The organism is Salinisphaera orenii subsp. halophila YIM 95161 (assembly GCF_003732545.1).
Classification (GTDB): Bacteria; Pseudomonadota; Gammaproteobacteria; order Nevskiales; family Salinisphaeraceae; genus Salinisphaera; species Salinisphaera orenii_A.
The window spans coordinates 16,003-34,008 of the sequence record NZ_AYKF01000084.1; the positions used below are offsets into that span (position 1 = coordinate 16,003).

15 protein-coding genes are annotated in these 18,006 nt (G+C 69.0%); 12 read left to right on the forward strand and 3 right to left on the reverse strand.

Annotated features, from left to right (window positions below; all coding sequences use genetic code 11):
* Positions 1 to 152: 152 nt before the first annotated feature.
* From SAHL_RS09720 to SAHL_RS09730, 3 genes are all read left to right on the forward strand, one after another.
* Positions 153 to 1,076 carry an oxidoreductase gene (locus tag SAHL_RS09720; RefSeq protein ID WP_123591223.1) on the forward strand — a complete coding sequence of 308 codons (924 nt, stop codon included), beginning with the start codon at positions 153 to 155 and terminating at the stop codon, positions 1,074 to 1,076.
* 24 nt (positions 1,077 to 1,100) lie between these two features.
* Positions 1,101 to 1,754: a helix-turn-helix domain-containing protein gene (locus SAHL_RS09725; protein ID WP_184947594.1), complete on the forward strand. Its 654-nt coding sequence runs from the start codon at positions 1,101 to 1,103 to the stop codon at positions 1,752 to 1,754.
* 696 nt (positions 1,755 to 2,450) lie between these two features.
* Positions 2,451 to 3,110 (forward strand): DsbA family oxidoreductase, encoded by a 660-nt coding sequence (locus tag SAHL_RS09730; RefSeq protein WP_123591224.1) that lies wholly within the window; start codon positions 2,451 to 2,453, stop codon positions 3,108 to 3,110.
* A gap of 4 nt (positions 3,111 to 3,114) precedes the next feature.
* Here the strand turns inward: SAHL_RS09730 and SAHL_RS09735 are convergent, their stop codons facing one another.
* Together SAHL_RS09735 and SAHL_RS09740 are read right to left on the reverse strand one after the other, a co-directional pair.
* On the reverse strand, positions 3,115 to 4,218 hold the full coding sequence (locus SAHL_RS09735; protein ID WP_123591225.1) for a mechanosensitive ion channel family protein: 1,104 nt from the start codon (positions 4,216 to 4,218) through the stop codon (positions 3,115 to 3,117).
* Positions 4,219 to 4,647: 429 nt separating this feature from the next.
* Entirely contained in the window at positions 4,648 to 5,628 is a 981-nt protein-coding gene (locus SAHL_RS09740) for an aspartyl/asparaginyl beta-hydroxylase domain-containing protein (RefSeq protein WP_123591226.1), read from the reverse strand.
* Positions 5,629 to 6,083: 455 nt separating this feature from the next.
* Here SAHL_RS09740 and SAHL_RS09745 point away from each other — a divergent pair, with 455 nt between their 5' ends.
* The 9 genes from SAHL_RS09745 to SAHL_RS09785 all read left to right on the forward strand — a co-directional run bounded on the left by SAHL_RS09745 (position 6,084) and on the right by SAHL_RS09785 (position 16,468).
* Positions 6,084 to 7,799 carry an alkaline phosphatase family protein gene (locus tag SAHL_RS09745; protein WP_184947596.1) on the forward strand — a complete coding sequence of 572 codons (1,716 nt, stop codon included), beginning with the start codon at positions 6,084 to 6,086 and terminating at the stop codon, positions 7,797 to 7,799.
* Positions 7,800 to 7,876: 77 nt separating this feature from the next.
* Entirely contained in the window at positions 7,877 to 9,364 is a 1,488-nt protein-coding gene (locus tag SAHL_RS09750) for a flavin-containing monooxygenase (RefSeq protein WP_184947598.1), read from the forward strand.
* Entirely contained in the window at positions 9,361 to 9,627 is a 267-nt protein-coding gene (locus SAHL_RS09755) for a DUF3253 domain-containing protein (RefSeq protein WP_123591228.1), read from the forward strand. The genes SAHL_RS09750 and SAHL_RS09755 overlap by 4 nt, the downstream gene beginning before the upstream one ends.
* 792 nt (positions 9,628 to 10,419) lie before the next feature.
* Positions 10,420 to 11,031, forward strand: coding sequence for an ANTAR domain-containing response regulator (locus tag SAHL_RS09760; protein ID WP_123591229.1), 612 nt, complete (start codon positions 10,420 to 10,422; stop codon positions 11,029 to 11,031).
* 400 nt (positions 11,032 to 11,431) lie between these two features.
* Positions 11,432 to 12,850, forward strand: a complete 1,419-nt coding sequence (locus SAHL_RS09765) for a CmpA/NrtA family ABC transporter substrate-binding protein (RefSeq protein WP_184947600.1) — start codon at positions 11,432 to 11,434, stop codon at positions 12,848 to 12,850.
* A 127-nt stretch (positions 12,851 to 12,977) separates the two neighbouring features.
* Positions 12,978 to 13,424, forward strand: a complete 447-nt coding sequence (gene cynS, locus SAHL_RS09770) for a cyanase (RefSeq protein ID WP_123591231.1) — start codon at positions 12,978 to 12,980, stop codon at positions 13,422 to 13,424.
* A gap of 92 nt (positions 13,425 to 13,516) precedes the next feature.
* A complete protein-coding gene (locus SAHL_RS09775; protein WP_123591232.1) occupies positions 13,517 to 14,329 on the forward strand; it encodes a formate/nitrite transporter family protein in 813 nt (270 codons plus the stop codon).
* Positions 14,330 to 14,444: 115 nt separating this feature from the next.
* Complete coding sequence (locus SAHL_RS09780) at positions 14,445 to 15,848, forward strand: bifunctional protein-serine/threonine kinase/phosphatase (RefSeq protein ID WP_123591237.1); 1,404 nt, start codon at positions 14,445 to 14,447, stop codon at positions 15,846 to 15,848.
* A 272-nt stretch (positions 15,849 to 16,120) separates the two neighbouring features.
* Positions 16,121 to 16,468 (forward strand): serine/threonine-protein kinase, encoded by a 348-nt coding sequence (locus tag SAHL_RS09785; RefSeq protein WP_184947602.1) that lies wholly within the window; start codon positions 16,121 to 16,123, stop codon positions 16,466 to 16,468.
* Positions 16,469 to 16,490: 22 nt separating this feature from the next.
* Here the strand turns inward: SAHL_RS09785 and SAHL_RS09790 are convergent, their stop codons facing one another.
* Positions 16,491 to 17,912 (reverse strand): aminotransferase-like domain-containing protein, encoded by a 1,422-nt coding sequence (locus SAHL_RS09790; RefSeq protein WP_123591233.1) that lies wholly within the window; start codon positions 17,910 to 17,912, stop codon positions 16,491 to 16,493.
* Positions 17,913 to 18,006 lie beyond the last annotated feature (94 nt).

An 18,006-nucleotide genomic window follows, 5' to 3' on the forward strand; every position in this document is an offset into this window, starting at 1 on the left:
GGGCTCCGCCGGCGTTTAGTGATCGTCCGTGTGGTTCGCGGCAGAGCGCCTGCGAGGCCGGAGGCCAGGGCACGGCCGGTGACGCGCGATCCGGCACCTGTGGTGAACCGTTCGGTCGGCGCGCGGCGCGGCTGTGCGCCGGTATCGGCGCCATGAGCGGCTGGCGCGCCGAGGCCGTGCCCGATCAGCGTGGACGGCTCGCGATCGTCACGGGCGCCGACAGCGGCATTGGCCGGGAGACCGCGCGTGCGCTGGCCGCGGCCGGCGCCCGGGTGGTGCTGGCGTGTCGCGATATCGATCGGGGCGCGGCGACCGCGGCCGATATAGGCCGCGCGCACCCGGCGGCGGACCTGCGGGTCGCAGGGCTCGATCTGGCCGATCTCGCCTCGGTGCAGCGCTTTACCGAGGATATCGGCGAGCGCGAGGCGCCACCGGACCTGCTGATCAACAACGCCGGCGTGATGGCGCTGCCCGAGCGGCGCACGGCCGATGGTTTCGAGTATCAGATCGGGGTCAATCATCTCGGCCATTTCGCGCTGACCGGACGGCTGCTCGATCGGTTGGCGGCCGGGGGCCGGGTGGTCACGGTGTCCAGCTTCAAGCATCGCGGCGGGGTCGTCGATCCCGGCGATCTGGACGGCGATCGCCGCGCCTATGGGCCGTGGGCGGCCTACAGCCAGTCCAAGCTCGCCAATCTGCTGTTCGCATTCGAGCTCCAGTGCCGGCTCGCAGCCGCCGGACGGCCGCTGGTGAGCGTCGCCGCACATCCCGGCTATGCGGCCACGGACCTGCAGCTGGCCGGCCCGCGCGAGCGCGGCGCCCGCTGGCGCCTCCGCGCGGCACGGCTTGCCAACGCCCTGTTCGGCCAGTCCGCTGCCCGAGGCGCGCTGCCGAGCCTGTACGCCGCCACGGCCGCGTCGGTGCGCGGCGGCGACTACATCGGCCCCGACGGCCCGCGCGAGCTGTGGGGGCATCCGGTGCGGGTACGCGCGCGCCCGAATGCGGGCCGCGTCGATGTCGCCCGTGCGCTCTGGGCGGTGTCGCTGGCGCGCACGGGCGTGCATTATCCGGTGTGAACGTGGGACAACGGAGGCTCGAACATGAGCGCCACGGACGGGCCCGAACGCGGGCGGCTGAGTCAGGTCACCCATTTCACCGCGAACCTGTCGCGCAACGCCGTCAGCGCCCTGGCGCGGCGCGTTGGCGGAATGACGCTGGAGATCGGCCGTACGCTCATCCTCGACCGCGCTCAGCGTCGCGTGCTTTCCGAGGAACAACAGGCCTGGATGAGCCGCGCCGGCGAGGCGGTGCGCGACGCGCGCCGTACCGCCGGTCTGTCGCGCGACGATCTGGCCCGCGCGCTGGATCTCGAGGACAAGAGCCTGCTTCAGGCCGTGGAGCAGGGCTCGGCCACGGTCTCCTTCGAGCTGATTCTGCGGCTGACGTCGCTGCTGGCCCGCAACGATCCGGTCCCGTTCCTGATCCAGCTCGTGCGCGGCTTTAATCCGCGGCTCTGGGCGCTGGCCGAGGACTGGGGCGTGGGACGGCTGCCGACCATGATCGAGCGCGACCGCCAGTGGATGAACATCTATCGCGGCAACGAGGCGGCGCGGCAGCTGCCCGAGGCCGAGTTCGACGAGGTCATGGCGTTCTGCGAGAGCGCGTTGACCATGGCAGTGGCGTTCCGCCAGGACGGCCCCGCGCCGGCGTCGCCGTCGGGCGAGGCCGCGAATCGACCCGGCCCCACGTCTTAGGCGTGTTGATGTCTCGTACGCGCCGCGTTGGAGATTACAAATCGTGCCCGGCAAGGCGCGAGCCGACGGCTCTGGGCGTGCCACGACCCAGGCTTGCAACGCCGATGGGTGCCCATAGCCGATCTCTCGTGGGCGGCCCAACCCTTCGGGACAGGTGCCCATGGAATTAACAAGATCCGGTAATCCAGCGTTGCCGCATGCTGGCGCAGAGTGACTATGCGTCGTGTGGCCGCACAACAGCGCTCGGCGCGGACACGGACGAAACCTCAACAGGCGATATAGGGCGGTCAACGCTTCGAACGCCGCGTTGGAGACGACAGATCGTGCCCGGTAAGGTGCGAGCCGCCGGTCGTGGCGCGCCACGATCCGCACTTGCAACACCTCAGGGCCGGTCAGGGTGGATTGGCCTGCTCAACGCTTCCGGCAGGCGCTGTCTAGCGGCAGGCCGAGGCGTCGTGCGCGCCGTGGTGTTGCTCGGCACTGGTGTGACGGAACCCCGCATTGCCGCAGGACAACGCTTGCGACGGCTTGCGTGGAAGCCGGGAGGTCGCGGCTTGTTCGCCGGGGTGGCTGTCGCATCGCTCGCGCCGTCGTCGATGGCCTGCCGTGAACCGCGAGGGCGGCCTCGACGCCTCGGCACTTGAATCCGGCGGTTCGGGAATCAACCGTCAAGATATCACTCCTACAGGACGCCGCATGCAAACCGTTAAGATCGATCTCGTCTCGGATGTCGTCTGCCCCTGGTGTCCGATCGGCGAGGCGCGCCTGCGGCAGGCGATGACGCAGCTCGCCGACGAGCTGCGCTTCGAGGTGGAATGGCATCCGTTCCTGCTCAACCCGGACGTGCCGCCCGAGGGCCGGCCGATATTGGCGCACCTGAGCGAGAAATACGGCCGCAGCGAGAGCGAGATGCAGGCTTCGCAGGCCGAGATCGTCGCCGCGGCGAGCGAGCTCGGGCTAGACTTCGAGCAGGCGCTGGCGCGTCGTTCCTGGAACACCTTCGACACCCACCGTGTGCTCGCCCACGCCAAGGACCACGGCTGCGACGCGGCCATGAACCGGGCCCTGTTCGCAGCCTATTTCGGCCGGGCCGAGAATCCGACCGATCCGGCGGTGCTGGCCCCGATCGCCGAGTCGCTGGGTCTGGACGGCGCCGAGGTGCGTGCGATCCTCGTCTCCGATCGCTACAGCGAACGGGTCCGAGCCGAGATCGAGCACTGGCGCGCGCTCGGCGTCTCCTCGGTGCCGTCGTTCATCGTCGACGGCCGCTATCTGCTTGCGGGGGCGCAGCCGCCGACGACGCTGGCCGATGCGCTGCGCCGGATCGCGACCGAGGCAGACGCCGAGCGCGTCTGACGGCTCAGTCCGGCGGGCGGTCGCCGACCTCGGCCGCGGGCGTCGCGGCAGCCGGCACCGGCGCCTCGCTCAGGCGCGCGCGTACGTTCGGCAGATAGTCCGGGTATTCGCGCTGGATGAAGTCCAGCAGGGCCTCGCGCATGCGACAGCGCAGATGCCAGAGTTCCACCGAGTCGCCCGCGCTCATCAGAAAACGGACCTGCATGGCATGCTCGCCGGCCTCGACCACCTGGGTGGTGCCGATGGTGCGGTCCCAGGCGGCGTCGGCTTCGAGCATGCGCTCGAACGCCGCGCGCAGCGGCGCCACCGGCATGCGGTAGTCCAGCCACATGAACACCGGCCCCATGAGGCTGGTCGGTCGGCGGGTCCAGTTCTCGAACGGGTTCTCGATGAACCACTGCAGCGGCACGACGAGCCGGCGCAGATCCCAGGTGCGCAGCACCACGTAAGTGGTGGTGACTTCCTCCACCCAGCACCACTCGTCCTTGAACTTGAGCACGTCCTCGATCCGAAAGGGCTGCGACAGCGCGATCTGCAGGCCGGCGAGCAGGTTGGTCAGGACCGGGCGGGCCGCGAAACCGAGAATGATGCCGCCGATGCCGGCCGAGGCCAGCAGGCTGGTGCCGAGCTGACGGATGGATGGGAACGTCATCAGCGCCGCCGAGATGCCGATGATCGCGATCAGCACGGTCAGCCCGCGGGTGAGAAACCGCGCCTGGGTCTCGAGCTTGCGCGCGGCGTGGTGGCGGCCGTCGACCGCCGGATTCAGGCGCACGATGACGTCGCCGATCGCGGCGGTCGCCTTCAGCGCGGCCCAGGTCAGCGCCAGGATCAGTGCGAGGCTGTTCATGTGGCGCGTGGCCGCGATCCACGGCACGCCGTCGTCGGCGGCGTGCCATACCGCCTGCAGGGTGAGCAGAAAGATGGCCACGCCGCCGGCGGTGTCGCACTGCTCCAGGAAATCGCGGGCGATCGCGCGCCGCTGGATCAGGCGATAGCCGAGCTTGATCAGCAGCGCATAGCCGGCGGTCGCGGCGAGAGCCGCGATCAGCGCGGTGGCGGTGGTCATCACCCAGGCGGAAACGGCCGGGTCAATGCCCTCGAACATATGGGCCCTCGATTGGCGGCCGGGGCGACGATCGGCCCGGTCTCGACGATGGCAAGCAGTTTTCCTGCCATCGTCGTCGGGGGCAGCCGGTGCACCGCGCGTGAGGCAGGGGATCTCTCAGCGTGCGGCGCCGGCGTGGCGGGGTATTGTCAGGCGAACGCGGCGGCATGGTGCTGCTTCGCGCGGTGCCGCCGAATCCACCGACGCCTATCGGGCGGACGGCGTCGGCGCGGATGCCGGCCGCGCACTCGCTGCCGAGGAAACGCACGGCAGACGATACGCCGCGAAGCGATGCGGGCGTCGAGCCTGACAAAGATCGTGGCGCGTCCACCGGGCCCGGCGGATTCGACCGGTCGCGCCGCCTTGCACGCGGCATCGGCGGCGACGCGCGCTCGGGGCCGGGGCGATCGGCAAGCGCGACGAGCGATCTCAGGTGACCATGGCCCCGAGCGAGTACAGGCCGAAGCAGGCGCCGACCAGCAGGCCGGAGGCGAGCAGGACGAGCGTGCCGTTCACCGCGTACTTGATGGTGGTGTAGCGGCCCGGGTTGGTTTCCTTGAGTTCGCGCGTGTTCGACAGCATCGGCGCGAGCCGCGCGAAGACGCTGTTGGCCAGGCCGCGTTCGTCCTCTTCGGTATTGGGCACGACGGTCGCGCGCATCAGGCGCTTGTAGAAGAAGTTCACTACCGGGCCGACGACGCGGGTGGGGCGCTCGACGTCGCACATGAGGATCACCCGGTCCTCCTCGGCGTCGTTGTGCGCGTAGTGCAGATAGGTCTCGTCGAACAGCAGCGCCTTGCCGTCGCGCCAGGAGTAGTCGGTGCCGTCGATGTTGATATAGCAGGCGTCGGCGTTCGGCGTGGCCAGGCCGAGGTGATAGCGCAGCGAACAGGCCGCGGGGTCGGCGTGGCGGGTGAGCTTGGAGCCGACCGGCAGCACCGAGAACATGGCCCCGTTGACGCAGGAGACCTGCTCGAGCAGGCGCGTCGTCTCCGGGCACATGCGCTTGGCCGAATTGTGGGTGGTGCCATACCAGCGCAGGTAGAACTTGCTCCAGCCGTACTTGTAGAAGGTGCGCAAGCCGATGTCGTAGTAGCCGCCGGAACCGGCCTGCTTGGTCTGCTCGAAGACATCGTTGCGGTGCAGGGCGAGCGCCTCCTCGCGGATGGTGCGCCAGTTGCGCTGGATGACGTCGAGCTCCGGAAACCGGTCGAGGTCCATGATCGGCTGACGCGCCCGCTCCTGCGTGAACAGATACAGCAGGCAGTTGAGCGGGCTGAAGATCGGCCAGCCCTTGCGCAGATACTGTTTGAAGCTGTCGTAGCGAACGCGGCCGCGAAACCGGTAGACATAGAGGATCGACGCGGCGATGAACGTGAACACCAGCGCGAGGGGTAGCAGTAGTTCCACTTCGGCTCCTTGAGCGCGGTCTGCGCAGCAGACGGGCGGCGCCGACGAGGCGGCGCACGGTTTTACACACGCGCCAGCCTGCCGGTATCCGTATTAACACGGCGTCAAGACTGCAAGGTGCAGCATTCGGGCGCGTTCCCCGATGAGTCCGTTACCGGTGCGCGGAACGTCACACGCCGGCGGCCGTTCCGGATCCGGCCCGGCTCGTCACGATGCGGGGCGTCCCGGCAGCAGGGCCGTGCCTCGCCGGGCGCCCGGGGCGGGCGCGCCGTCGGGGTCGTGCCTGTCGGGATTCGATCGGGGCGAGCGGCTGCGCTATCGTCTTTCGGCCGCGTTCAGTCGCGCGCAATGGGATGCAGGCCATCGTCGCCATCGTGGCCGGCGTCGATGGATTCGGGCCGGGCGCCGTTCGCCGTGAACGGTGTTCCGAAGCAAGGGCAGGGGATAACGATCACATGGATGACAGCAGGTTCGCGGGCAGGATACGCGCCGCGGTGTTCGCGTTTCTGGCACTGAGTCTGCCGCTGGGGCTCGGCGGCTGCGTCTGGCAGGCGGCCCAGTTCTGGGTCGCGGGCGATCAGGTCGAGCTGCGCGAGACCGACCCCGCCGCGCGACCGGCGCCGCGGGACCGGCCCCAGCTGCTGGTGCTCGCCATCGACGGCATCGACCGGGCGCTGCTGTATCGCATGCTGCGCGCCGGCGAGCTGCCGGAAACCGCCCGCCTGCTCGGCGGCGACGGCGCGGGCTTTCCGCATGCCGCCTTCGACGACAGCCTGCTGGCCACGCTGCCGACGTCGACGGCGGTGTCGTGGGCGACCATGATGACCGGTGTGGACCCGGCGGTGCACGGCGTCGCCGGCAACGAATACTTCGTGCGCGAGACCGGTGAATTCGCCGCGCCCGTGCCGGTGACGATCTCGAATGCCACCCAGGTCTTCCAGATCTACACCGAAGGTTACGCCAACGATCTGCTGGAAGCGCCGACGGTCTACCAACGTCTGCGCGAGAGTGATCCCGGCGTGCGCGTCTGGGTCGGCATGCATCAGTTCTACGCCGGTGCCGATCGCCTGATTCTGACCGACCGGACGGCGATGCTCGATGCCTTCCACTCGCTGTTCCAGACCCATGTGCTGGACTGGTTCACCGAGGACGACTCCCTGTCGCTGTTCCGTGAGCTGGACGAGGAGGTCATCGAGAACATGGACGATCTGCTGGAAAGCGAGGCCGCCGCCGACGTCATCACCATCTACCTGCCCGGGCTCGATCACTACGCCCACATCACCGACGCGCCGCCGGACGAGAGCCGCGCGACCTACCTCAGGCAGGGTATCGAGCCGATGATGGCCGAACTGCGCGAGACGCTCGAGGAGACCGGTGCGCTCGACGACCGCTATGTCCTGCTCATCTCCGATCACGGCCACACCGGGGTGGTCCACGACGACGCCCATTCGCTGGGCATCGACGGCGCCGGCGAGCCGCGTCAGGTGCTTGAGGCCGGCGGTTTCACCGTGCGGCCGTTCGATCTCGAAGTGGCCGACGACGTCTTCTTTGACGCGGTGCTCGCCTACCAGGGGGCGATGGCCTACGTCTACGTGGCCGACCGCAGCACCTGTGCGGCCCACACCAGCCCCTGCGACTGGCGCCGGCCCGCGCGGCGATCGGATATCGACGCCGCTGCCGAGCTCTATCACCGCAACAATCTGCAGGGCCTGCTCGTGCCTGAGATGCAGGGCACGCTGGATCTGATCCTCGTGCGCCGGCACCGGGACGACGGCGACGTGTTCGAAGTCTATCGCGGCGACGGCCGCAGCCAGCCGGTGGCCGACTATCTGGCCGCGACCCCGCGGCCGGCCTACCCGCAGCTGGCGGCCCGCCTGCGCGAGCTCACCGAGGGCCCGCACGGCGATCGCGCCGGCGACGTGATCCTGATCGCGCACAACGGCGATCGCGAACGCGCCGATGAGCGCTACTACTTCGCGCCGCTCTATCATTCGTGGCACGGCAGTCCGTCCCACCGCGACTCCGATATCCCGTTGATTCTGGCCCATCGGCAGAAGGACAGCGCGGAGCTCGAAGCGCTGATCGACTCGGTGCTGGCCGGCCGCCACCCGCAGCGCCGTGTCGCCGATCTGATCCTGCGGCTGCGTCTGGGCGCGTCGGCCATGGACTGAGCCGCGGCCCGCGGCTTGCCCCGACCGGCGCCGGCGGGTGACATTGGCGCCTGTGATCTCGCCCGGGGCCGTTGTCGATGAGCGCAAACCGAGAGACCGATCCCCGTATCGCCATCATCGGGACCGGCTTCGGCGGCCTGTGCATGGCCATCCGGCTCAAGCAGGCCGGTATCGACACCTTCACCCTGTTCGAGAAGCACGATCGCATCGGCGGCACCTGGCGCGACAACACCTATCCCGGTGCGGCCTGCGACGTGGAGTCGCATCTGTATTCGTTCTCCTTTGCGCCCAAGCCGGACTGGTCGCGCAAGTTCGGCGATCAGGCCGAGATCCTGGCCTACCTGGAGGACTGCGTGGCGTACTACGGTCTGGCGCCGCACATCCGCTTCGGTGTGGAGATCGCGGCGGCCGACTACGACGAGGCCGGCGGGCGCTGGCGGCTCACCGCGGCCGACGGCGATCGCCACGACGCGAACGTGCTGGTCACCGCCTGCGGCCAGCTCAACCGGCCGGCGCGGCCCGACATCCCCGGGCAGGCGGACTTCGCCGGAGCGGCGTTTCATTCCGCGCGCTGGCGCCACGACGTGGACATGGGCGGCCGCCGTGTGGCCGTGATCGGGACCGGCGCCAGCGCGATCCAGTTCGTGCCGCGGCTGGCCGAGTCGGCGGCGCGCCTGTTGGTCTTCCAGCGCTCCGGCGCCTGGGTCATTCCCAAGCCGGACCGGGCCTTCAGCCGGCGTGAGCAGCGCCGGTTCGCCCGCTGGCCGTGGCTCGCCCGGTGCCACCGCGGCCTGGTCTACTGGAAGAACGAAGCCCGGGCGCTCGCCTTCACGCGCTGGCATCGGATCCTGCAGGTCTTCGCCTGGGCGGCCCGCCGGCAGGCGCGTCGACAGATGCGCGACGACGACAAGCGCCGCCGGCTCGTGCCGGACTACACCATCGGCTGCAAGCGCATCCTGATGGCCAACGACTGGTACCCCGCGATCGACCGCGATCACGTCGACCTGGTCACCGCGCCGATCGCGCGGATCGAGCCCGATGCCGTGGTCACCGACGACGGCCGCCGTCATCCGGCCGATGTGCTGATCTACGCCACCGGCTTCCACGCCACCGACTTTCTGGCGCCGATGCGCATCACCGGGGCCGGTGGCCGCGAGCTGGCCGCCGCCTGGGGCGAGGGGGCGAGCGCCTACAAGGGCATCTCTGTGTCCGGTTTTCCCAACATGTTCCTGCTCTACGGCCCCAACACCAATCTTGCCCACAACTCCATCGTCTACATGCTGGAGGCCCAGGTGGACTATGTGATGCAGTGCGTGCAGGTCCTGCGCGACCCCGGCCTGCGCAGCATGGACGTGCGCCCGGAACGCGAGGCCGGCTACACCCGGCGCATCCGCTCACGGCTCGAGGATACGGTCTGGGCCGGCGACTGCGGCTCCTGGTATCGCACCGCGGCCGGTCATCAGACGAACAACTGGCCCGGCTTCACCTTCACCTTCCGGCGGATGACCGCGCGGCTGGACCCGGACGACTACCGGTTCGAACCCGCCTCCGTAGCCGGCCGATGAGTGACGGACCGGACGCCGAAACCATCGTCGCCGCCGTGCGCGCACTGCTGGATGCACGGGAACCCGGACGCACCGTCTGCCCCTCCGAGGTCGCCCGACGGCTGGCGGGCGGCAATGACGGCGATTGGCGCGCGCTGATGCCCGCGGTGCGGCGCGTGGCCGCCGAGCGCGCCCGGGCCGGCGAGCTGGTGGTCACCCAGCGGGGCCGGGCGGTGGACGCCCTCCGCGCCCGCGGCCCGATCCGCATCGGCTACGCCGACTGACCGGACGAGCCGGGCGCGGATCGCGGCCTGATACACGTCGCCGCGCGACACGCCGGCCGCCGCGCCCTGATCCGCCACGGCCGGCTTCGGTAGCGGCCGCCCGCGACGCCCACCTCGATGCGGTCCCGACATCCCGCGATGCAGGCGATCTCCCGCTGTCTTGCGGTGGCAGACGCGTGGCGCTGTGTTTGCAGCGTTGTCGACGCCCGCGTCGTCGTCTGCCCTGGCGCCACGGCCACATCCGCCGGGCCTCGCGGCGCCGCGGCGATGTCCGTGCGTTCGCCGCAGCGGGGTGATCCGGCCGCGCATCGCCCATGCGTTCGCGACCGCGACGCACCGACGGCGGCTCGGGTCGAGCCAAGGCCACACGGATCTCCGGCGGCGGCGCGAGCGTCAGTAGCTTCTGGTGCAGCTGAACCAATCTGGTGCAGCGGCAGGGTACGCAAGATGTTGGCCCGGGGCCCGGACGGCCGGCAAGTCGTTGACGCGGCGACGGCTTCGCGCGTCGCTCCACGGCTGGCACGGATTCTGCGAGATTCGTCATGCCACCGCGCTGGGGATCAATGGCGATCCGCGACTGCCAGCCGGTCGGCCGACAATCGAGAGGACACCAACGACGGCGTGCATCGATCTGCCCGGAGCGGATCGATGGGCGCCTTTTTTTTGGGAAGCCGAACCATGCACAGACCAGCCACGGGACATCCGGATTCGATTGGCGCGGCAGTCGCGAGGCCCCCGGTCCGCGCGCTGTCGCGGCTCGTGGCCGCGCCCGCGGGATTCGCGTGCTAGGCGTTGTCTGAGTCGGCATGCCATTCCTCGAAGGCGTCGGCGGCCGGGCTGCGGGTGGTTCTGGTCGATCTCGAACCCTGGTCCGTGGACCGGCTCGATGTCGCCCTTGCGGAGGCCGGCTTTCAGGTGCTGGCCTGCGTTTCCGAGCCGTCGGCGCTGTTCGATCGCGTCATCGAACTCGAGCCCGATGTGGTGATCGCCAGCTCCAATTCGGCCCGGCGCGACACGCTGGAATCGCTCATGCACATCGGCGAGCGCTACCCCAAGCCGATGCTCATGCTCTCCGATGCGATCGACCCGGATACCGTCGGCGACGCCGCGGCTGCCGGCATCAGCACGTATGCGGTGCAGGGCGTGTCCGCGGACATGCTGCGGTCGCTGATCGAGGTGACGGTCGGGCATTTCCGCGCCCGCGAACAGCTGCAGGCCGAGCTGGACAGCACCCGCCGGCAGATGTCGGAGCGCGAGGTCATCACCCGCGCCAAATGCCTGCTCATGGAGCGCTACGGCATGACCGAGGCCAACGCCTACACCACGCTGCGCAACATGGCGATGGCCCGGCGCCGCCGGTTGATCGCGGTGGCGCGCTGGGTGCTCGAGCGGGGGGCGGTCTGATGCCGCGCCGCGTGCCGGTGGGGGCAGGCGAGCCGGTATTCGGGCCGCCGGCGATACGCATCATCGTCAATGTCGTACCGGACGAGAGCCGGCGTCGCTCGCCGGGCCTTGACCCGGCACCGCGCGGTAACCGGTTCGTGCGCCTGCGCCATGCGCTCACGGGAATCGTCGGCCCGACCGCCCGACGCCGGCAGCTGAGCGACGGCCGGTCTCGCGCCGTCGTTCCGCGCCTGCCGGCACGGTCGTTGCTACCGCAGTCATCGGTTCAATGCCCGCGCGTCGCACGGCAGTTCGCGGCCCTCCAATGGCGGAAAGCGTCGCGCAGGCACGGACTGCAGCCAGGGGCGTACGGCCGGTCGACGGCGGTATGCCCTTTTTCGTGCACGGGGGATGGAATTTGATGGCCGATGACGATCGCAACCCGCAGCGCCCGAATCGCCACGCGCCGCTGGGCGACCCGTTCGATGCCGAGGTGCGTCTGCATCAGCCGCATGCGCACGATCACGCCGCCACGGAGGCCGGTATCGCCGGTCCGGCCGCGGTCGATCGCGAGCGCCTGGTCGATCGGCTGGTGGAGAGCACGGTCGTGCGTGCGGTATTCGGCCATCGCGACGGCGCGCGCCGGCGTTTCCTCCAGGCCATGGGCGGAGGCACCGCGGTCGCCGCGCTGTCGAGCGTGTTTCCGCTCAAGGCAGCCAAGGCGGCCGTGCATCAGGAGCTGGACGATCTCGGCGGCCTCGAGAAGCGCCAGCTCAAGGTCGGCTTCGTGCCGATCACCTGCGCCACGCCGATCATCATGGCCGACCCGCTCGGCTTCTACCGCAAGCAGGGTCTCGACGTGGAGGTCGTCAAGACGCCGGGGTGGGCGGTGGCCCGGGACAAGGCGGTGAGCCTCGAGCACGACGCCGCCCACATGCTCACGCCCATGCCGCTGGCGATCGACATGGGCGCGGGCTCGGCGCCCATGCCCTTCTACATGCCGGCGGTCGAGAACATCAACGGCCAGGCGATCACGCTGCACCGGGATCATCGGGAGCGGCGCGATCCGCGCCAGTGGCGGGGCTTCCGGTTCGCGGTGCCCTTCGACTATTCCATGCACAATTTCCTGCTGTGCTACTACGTCGCCGAGCACGGCCTGGACCCGGACCGCGACATCGAGATCCGGGTGCTGCCGCCGCAGGACATGGTGGCCAACCTGCGCCGCGGCAACGTCGACGGCTATCTCGCCCCGGACCCGTTCAACCAGCGTGCGGTCCACGAGGGCGTGGGCTTCATCCATCTGCTCACCAAGGAGATCTGGGACGGTCATCCGTGCTGCGCGTTCGCGGCAAGCCGGCACATGGCCGAATCCATGCCCAACACCTTCGGCGCCCTGTTCAAGGCGATCGTCGATGCGACGCACTACTCCTCCGATTTCGGCCACCGCCGCGAGATCGCCGAGGCGATCGCCCCGGCGCGCTATCTGGACCAGCCGGTCAGCGTGGTCGAGCAGGTGCTCACCGGCCACTTCGAGGACGGTCTGGGCGGCGTCCACAACGTTCCGGATCGGATCGACTTCGATCCGTTTCCCTGGCACGCGATGGCGGTCTGGATCCTCACCCAGATGAAGCGCTGGGGCTATGTCCGCGGCGATGTCGACTACCAGGGCATCGCCGAGCGTGTCTGTCTGGCGACCGACTGCGGGCGGGTCATGCGCGATCTGGGCTACGCCCCGCCGGCCGAGACCCGCCGCCACTACACGATCATGAACAAGCGTTTCGACTCGGCCGCCCCGCAGGCCTATGTCGACAGCTTCGCCATCCGCCGAGCCTCGGGATGACACGGCCCGGCGCCGGCCGCGGGAACACCGCGGTGCCATCCGAACGAGACCGCACCGCGGTCCCGTCGCCGCGCGGCAACGGCGCGGCGTTACCGCCACTCATATGACCCATCGCAGGGAGAACGTTATGGAAAAACAGGCAATGACACGCGCGATTCTCGACGCCAAGAAGGCCAGGGGGATGCGCTGGACCGAGATCGCCGATCAGATCGGCATGTCGCCGGTGTGGACCGCCTCGCTGGCCCTCGGCGAGTCGTCGGCGCCGGAGGACATCGCCCAGAAACTGTGTGCGGTGCTGGATCTGGGCGACGACGTGGCCGACGCGCTGCAGGTCTGCCCGCTCAAGGGCCAGTGGATGGACAAGACCGTGCCCACCGACCCGATGATCTATCGCTTCTACGAAATCATGGCGGTCTACGGCCCGGCCGTGAAGGCATGTGTCCACGAGGAATTCGGCGACGGAATCATGTCGGCGATCGATTTCAAGATGGACGTGGAGCGCGAGCCCGACCCGAAGGGGGACCGCGTCAAGATCGTGATGAGCGGCAAGTTCCTGCCCTACGTGCGCTGGTAGCGCGGCGTCGCGGTGGCGGCTGTGTCACGGCCGCCACCGCACCAGCCGACGCTTTTCGAATGCTTTCGATTCAATAAACCGGGGATTACTCGATGTCCTATCTGCAACCTGCCGAATTCGTCAAGAAAATGGTGGATTCCGGCGAATCCAAGATCTACATGGGTCGTCGCGACACCATCATCCGGGGCTACATGGCAGGGGCCATCCTGGCGCTGGCGGTGGTGTTCGCGGTGACCATCACGGTCAACACCGGCAATGCGCTGCTCGGCGCGGCCCTGTTTCCGGTCGGCTTCTGCATGCTCTATCTGATGAGCTTCGATCTGCTTACGGGCGTGTTCATGCTCACGCCGCTGGCCTGGCTGGACGGCCGGCCGGGCGTGACCATTCCACGCATCCTCGAGAACTGGGGGCTGGTGTTCATCGGCAATCTGCTGGGCGCGCTCACCGTGGCCTTCATCATGGCGGTCAATTTCACCTACGGCTTCTCCAGTCCGATCAACGAGGTCGGCCAGGCCATCGCCCATATCGGCGAGGGGCGCACGATCGGCTATCGCGACCACGGCTTCGGCGGCTGGATGACGCTGTTCATCCGCGGCTGCCTGTGCAACTGGATGGTGTCCATGGGCGTGGTCGGCGCGATGGTCTCGACCTCGGCCACCGGCAAGATCGCCGCGATGTGGATGCCGATCATGGTGTTCTTCTATCTCGGCTTCGAGCATTCGGTGGTCAACATGTTCCTGTTCCCGCTGGGCCTGATCCTGGGCGGCGGCTTCACGGTCTGGGACTACCTGCTCTGGAACGAGATCCCGACCGTGCTCGGCAACATCGTCGGCGGCATTGCACTGACCGGTCTCACGCTGTACACGACCCACGTACGCACGCAGGCAAAGCGCGAGTTCGTGTGATCGCGTTCGTCGCCGACCTTGTGGCGCGGCCGCACGCGGCGACGATCCGCATGAGCCCACGGGGCCGGCGCCCGTCGCCGCGCCCCGTTTTCGCGTGACCGACCGGGGCACCGTCATGTCCGAACAGCTGCGCATAGCGGCCGGCCAGTACTCCAGCGCCGGTCGCAAGGCGATGAACCAGGACTTCCACGGCCTCTGCACGCCGGAGGGGCCGGCGCTGGCCTCCAAGGGGATCGCCATCGCCATCGCCGACGGCATCGGCAGCAGCGAGGTCAGCCACGTCGCCAGCGAAACGGCGGTCGCCGGCTTCCTCGACGACTATTACTGCACGTCCGAGGCCTGGTCGGTCCGACGCTCGGCCGAGCGCGTGATCACCGCGACCAACGCCTGGCTGCACACCCAGACACGCCAGAGCCCGTATCGCGAGGATGCCGACCGCGGCTATGTCTGCACCTTCAGCGCGCTCGTGTTGAAGGCCACGACCGCCCATGTGTTCCACGTCGGCGATGCGCGCATCTATCGGCTGCGCGACGGGCGTCTGGGGCAGCTCACCGAGGACCACCGGGTGGCCATCGGCGGCGGTCAGAGCTATCTCGCCCGGGCGCTGGGGGTGGGCGAGCGCATCGACATCGATTATAGGGGGCACTCCATCGCGACTGGCGATGTCTTCGTGTTGCTCACCGACGGCGTCCACGAGCATGTCGACGACGCGCGTATCGCCGAGATCTTGGCGGCGCACGCCGAGGATCCCGACGCCGCCGCGAAGCAGCTTGCGGCCCGGGCATTCGAGGCCGGCAGCGAGGACAACCTGACCGCGCAGGTCGTGCGCGTCGAGGCGGTGCCGCACAGCGATCCCGAGGATATCGCCGAACGGCTCACCCGGCTGCCCCATCCCCCGGAGCTCGAGGCGCGCGACACCTTCGAGGGCTACGAGATCGTGCGCCAGCTCCATGTCTCGTCACGCAGCCGCATTCATCTCGCCCGCGAGATGGAGACCGACCGCCCGGTCGCCCTCAAGACCCCGGGCAGTGATCTGCGTGACGATCCCGTCCTGCTCGAGCGGTTTCTGCTGGAGGAATGGATCGCGCGGCGCCTCGACAGCCCCCATGTGCTCAAGCCGGCCGGCCGCCGCCACCGGCAGGCGCACGTCTACGTCGCGATGGAGTACATCGAAGGCACGACGCTGACCCAGTGGATGATCGACCATCCACGTCTGGAGATGGCGGCCGTGCGGGAACTCGTCACCCAGATCGGCAAGGGCGTGCTGGCCTTTCACCGACAGGAGATGATTCATCAGGACCTGCGCCCGGACAACATCCTCATCGATGCCACCGGCACGGTGAAGATCATCGACTTCGGCGCGGTCGAGGTCGCGGGTATCAGCGAGAGCGCCGGCCGGCTGGGGGCCGACGAGATCCTCGGTACCGAGCAGTACGCCGCACCCGAGTATTTCCTCGGCGAGCGCGGTACGGTGCGCTCGGATCTCTTCTCGCTCGCGGCGATCACCTATAACACCTGAACTCAGTTGCGGCGGCGAAGCCGGCGTCAACTGCAGTGATTTGTTGGACGACAAATGGTGGAGAACATGACCGGACCAAGATTTTGTGAAATATGCGACGCATGGCCTGCGCGAAAAACAGATCGAGGGCTGCGCTGTCATTTGTGCGAGTCACGAGAATGGTGCGACGAACACCCGGCACCTTTACCGACAAGCGAAAGCGCGTTGTGCGATTTAGCGAAAATTGGACATGCGGGGGCGCAGCAACGTATTTCCGATTTGTCGTACAACAGATGTTCACGGGCCGGCTGCCCTACGGCACGCAGGTTCCCCGAGCCCGCAGTGCGGCCGCGCAGCACCGCCTTAAATACAGCAGCGCGATCACCTACAATGCGGACGTGCCGATCTGGGTGGACGGCGCACTGAAGAAAGCGCTGCATCCGAACCCGGACCGGCGCTACGCCGAAGTCGCCGAGTTCGTCTACGATCTGCACCACCCGCACAAGGCCTTCATGGCCGATCACGCCCTGCCGCTGATCGAGCGCGACCCGAACCGCTTCTGGAAAGGGCTGTCCGCCGTGCTCGGCCTGACGGTGATCGGGCTGCTCGCCTATATCGTGCGAATCGGTGGGGCCGCCTGAGCGAAGACGCTCGCCGCGGACGTCAGAAATCCACGAACGGCTCGCCGGTGCCGCCGGCCGCCATGGCCGGCAGGTGTTCGATGGCGTCGTGGATGATCTCCAGATGCCGGTGGCAGTCCTCGCGGCTGGCCGCGCCGCCGAGACAAATACGCACGGCCTCGGGCGCCGGTGCACGCATCGCGAAGGCGTCCGAGACGACCGCCGCGATGCCGTGGCCCTGCAGGCGCGTGGCGAGCTCGATGCGGTTCCACGGCGCGGGCACCGGCAGCCACAGGTGAAAGGCCTCGGGCTGGCTGTGGTAGGCGATGCCGTCGAGTACGCGCGCGGCCAGGCGCTGGCGTGCGATCGACTCGGCGCGGATGGCGCGGGTGGCCGCGCGTAGCGTGCCGTCCTCGATCCAGCGGGTGGCGAGCTGGATCATCGCCGGGTTGGCCATCACCGAGAGTGTGGCCAGCGTCGACGACAGGCGCGCCGTATAGCGCACGTTGGGGGTGACCAGATAACCGATACGCAGCCCCGCGCCCAGCACCTTCGACAGCCCGGCGACATAGAAGGTCAGCTGCGGCGCGAGGGTGGCGATCGGCGCCAGGCGCTGCCGCGGCAGGCAGCCGTAGGGGTCGTCCTCGATGATGGGCACGCCGTAGCGCAGGGCGGTATCGGCGATCGCGGCCCGGCGCTCGGCCGGCAGCGTGGCCGTGGTCGGGTTGTTGAAGGTCGGGTTCACGTACAACGCTTTCGGCGGATGCGCCGCGCACAGGGCTGCGAAGGCGTCCGGGTCCAGGCCGTCGCGATCGGCGGGCAGGCCGACGGGGCGGATGCCCAGATGGGCGGCGATGCCCTTGATACCGGGGTAGGTCACCGCCTCGCAGGCCAGCGTATCGCCGGCGCGCAGCAGCGCCGCCATCAGCCCCAGCAGCGCCGCATGCGTGCCCGGGCACACGAGGATATTGGCAGGATCAGCCCCCGGCAGACGGCGGGCCATCCACGCCGCGCCGGCCTCGCGATCGGCACGCGAGCCGCCGAATTCCTGATATCGCAGCAGATCGTAGAGATCGCCGCGCTGGCCGAGGCGGGCGAACCCTTCGCGCAGACGGGCGACGAGCGCCGGATCGCGCGGCTCGGGCGGCATGTTCATGCTCATGTCGATCGGCCCGACCGCGCTCGCCCGATGGACCGGGTCGGAGCGCACCTCGCCGCGTACATAGCTGCCGCTGCCGGGCCGGCCGTCGATGAGCCCGCGCTCGGCGGCTTCGGCATAGCCGCGCGCGGCGGTGCTGAAGTTGATGCCCAGCGCTGTGGCCAGCGCCCGCAGCGGCGGCAGCTTCTGCTGGGCTCGCAGGCGGCCGGCCTGAATATCGTCGGCGATCGCATCGGCGATCGCATGGTAGGTCGGCCGATCGCTGTCGGCGAGTGCGGCCGCCCAGCGGCTCAGATCATTGCCCATGCATGCCCTCGAATCGTGCGATCGCGCGCAGTATCCCCGTTTCGGTGCGCGTGGTGCAGGCCGATCGAGGCGCGGGCGGCAGCCCGCCGCTCGA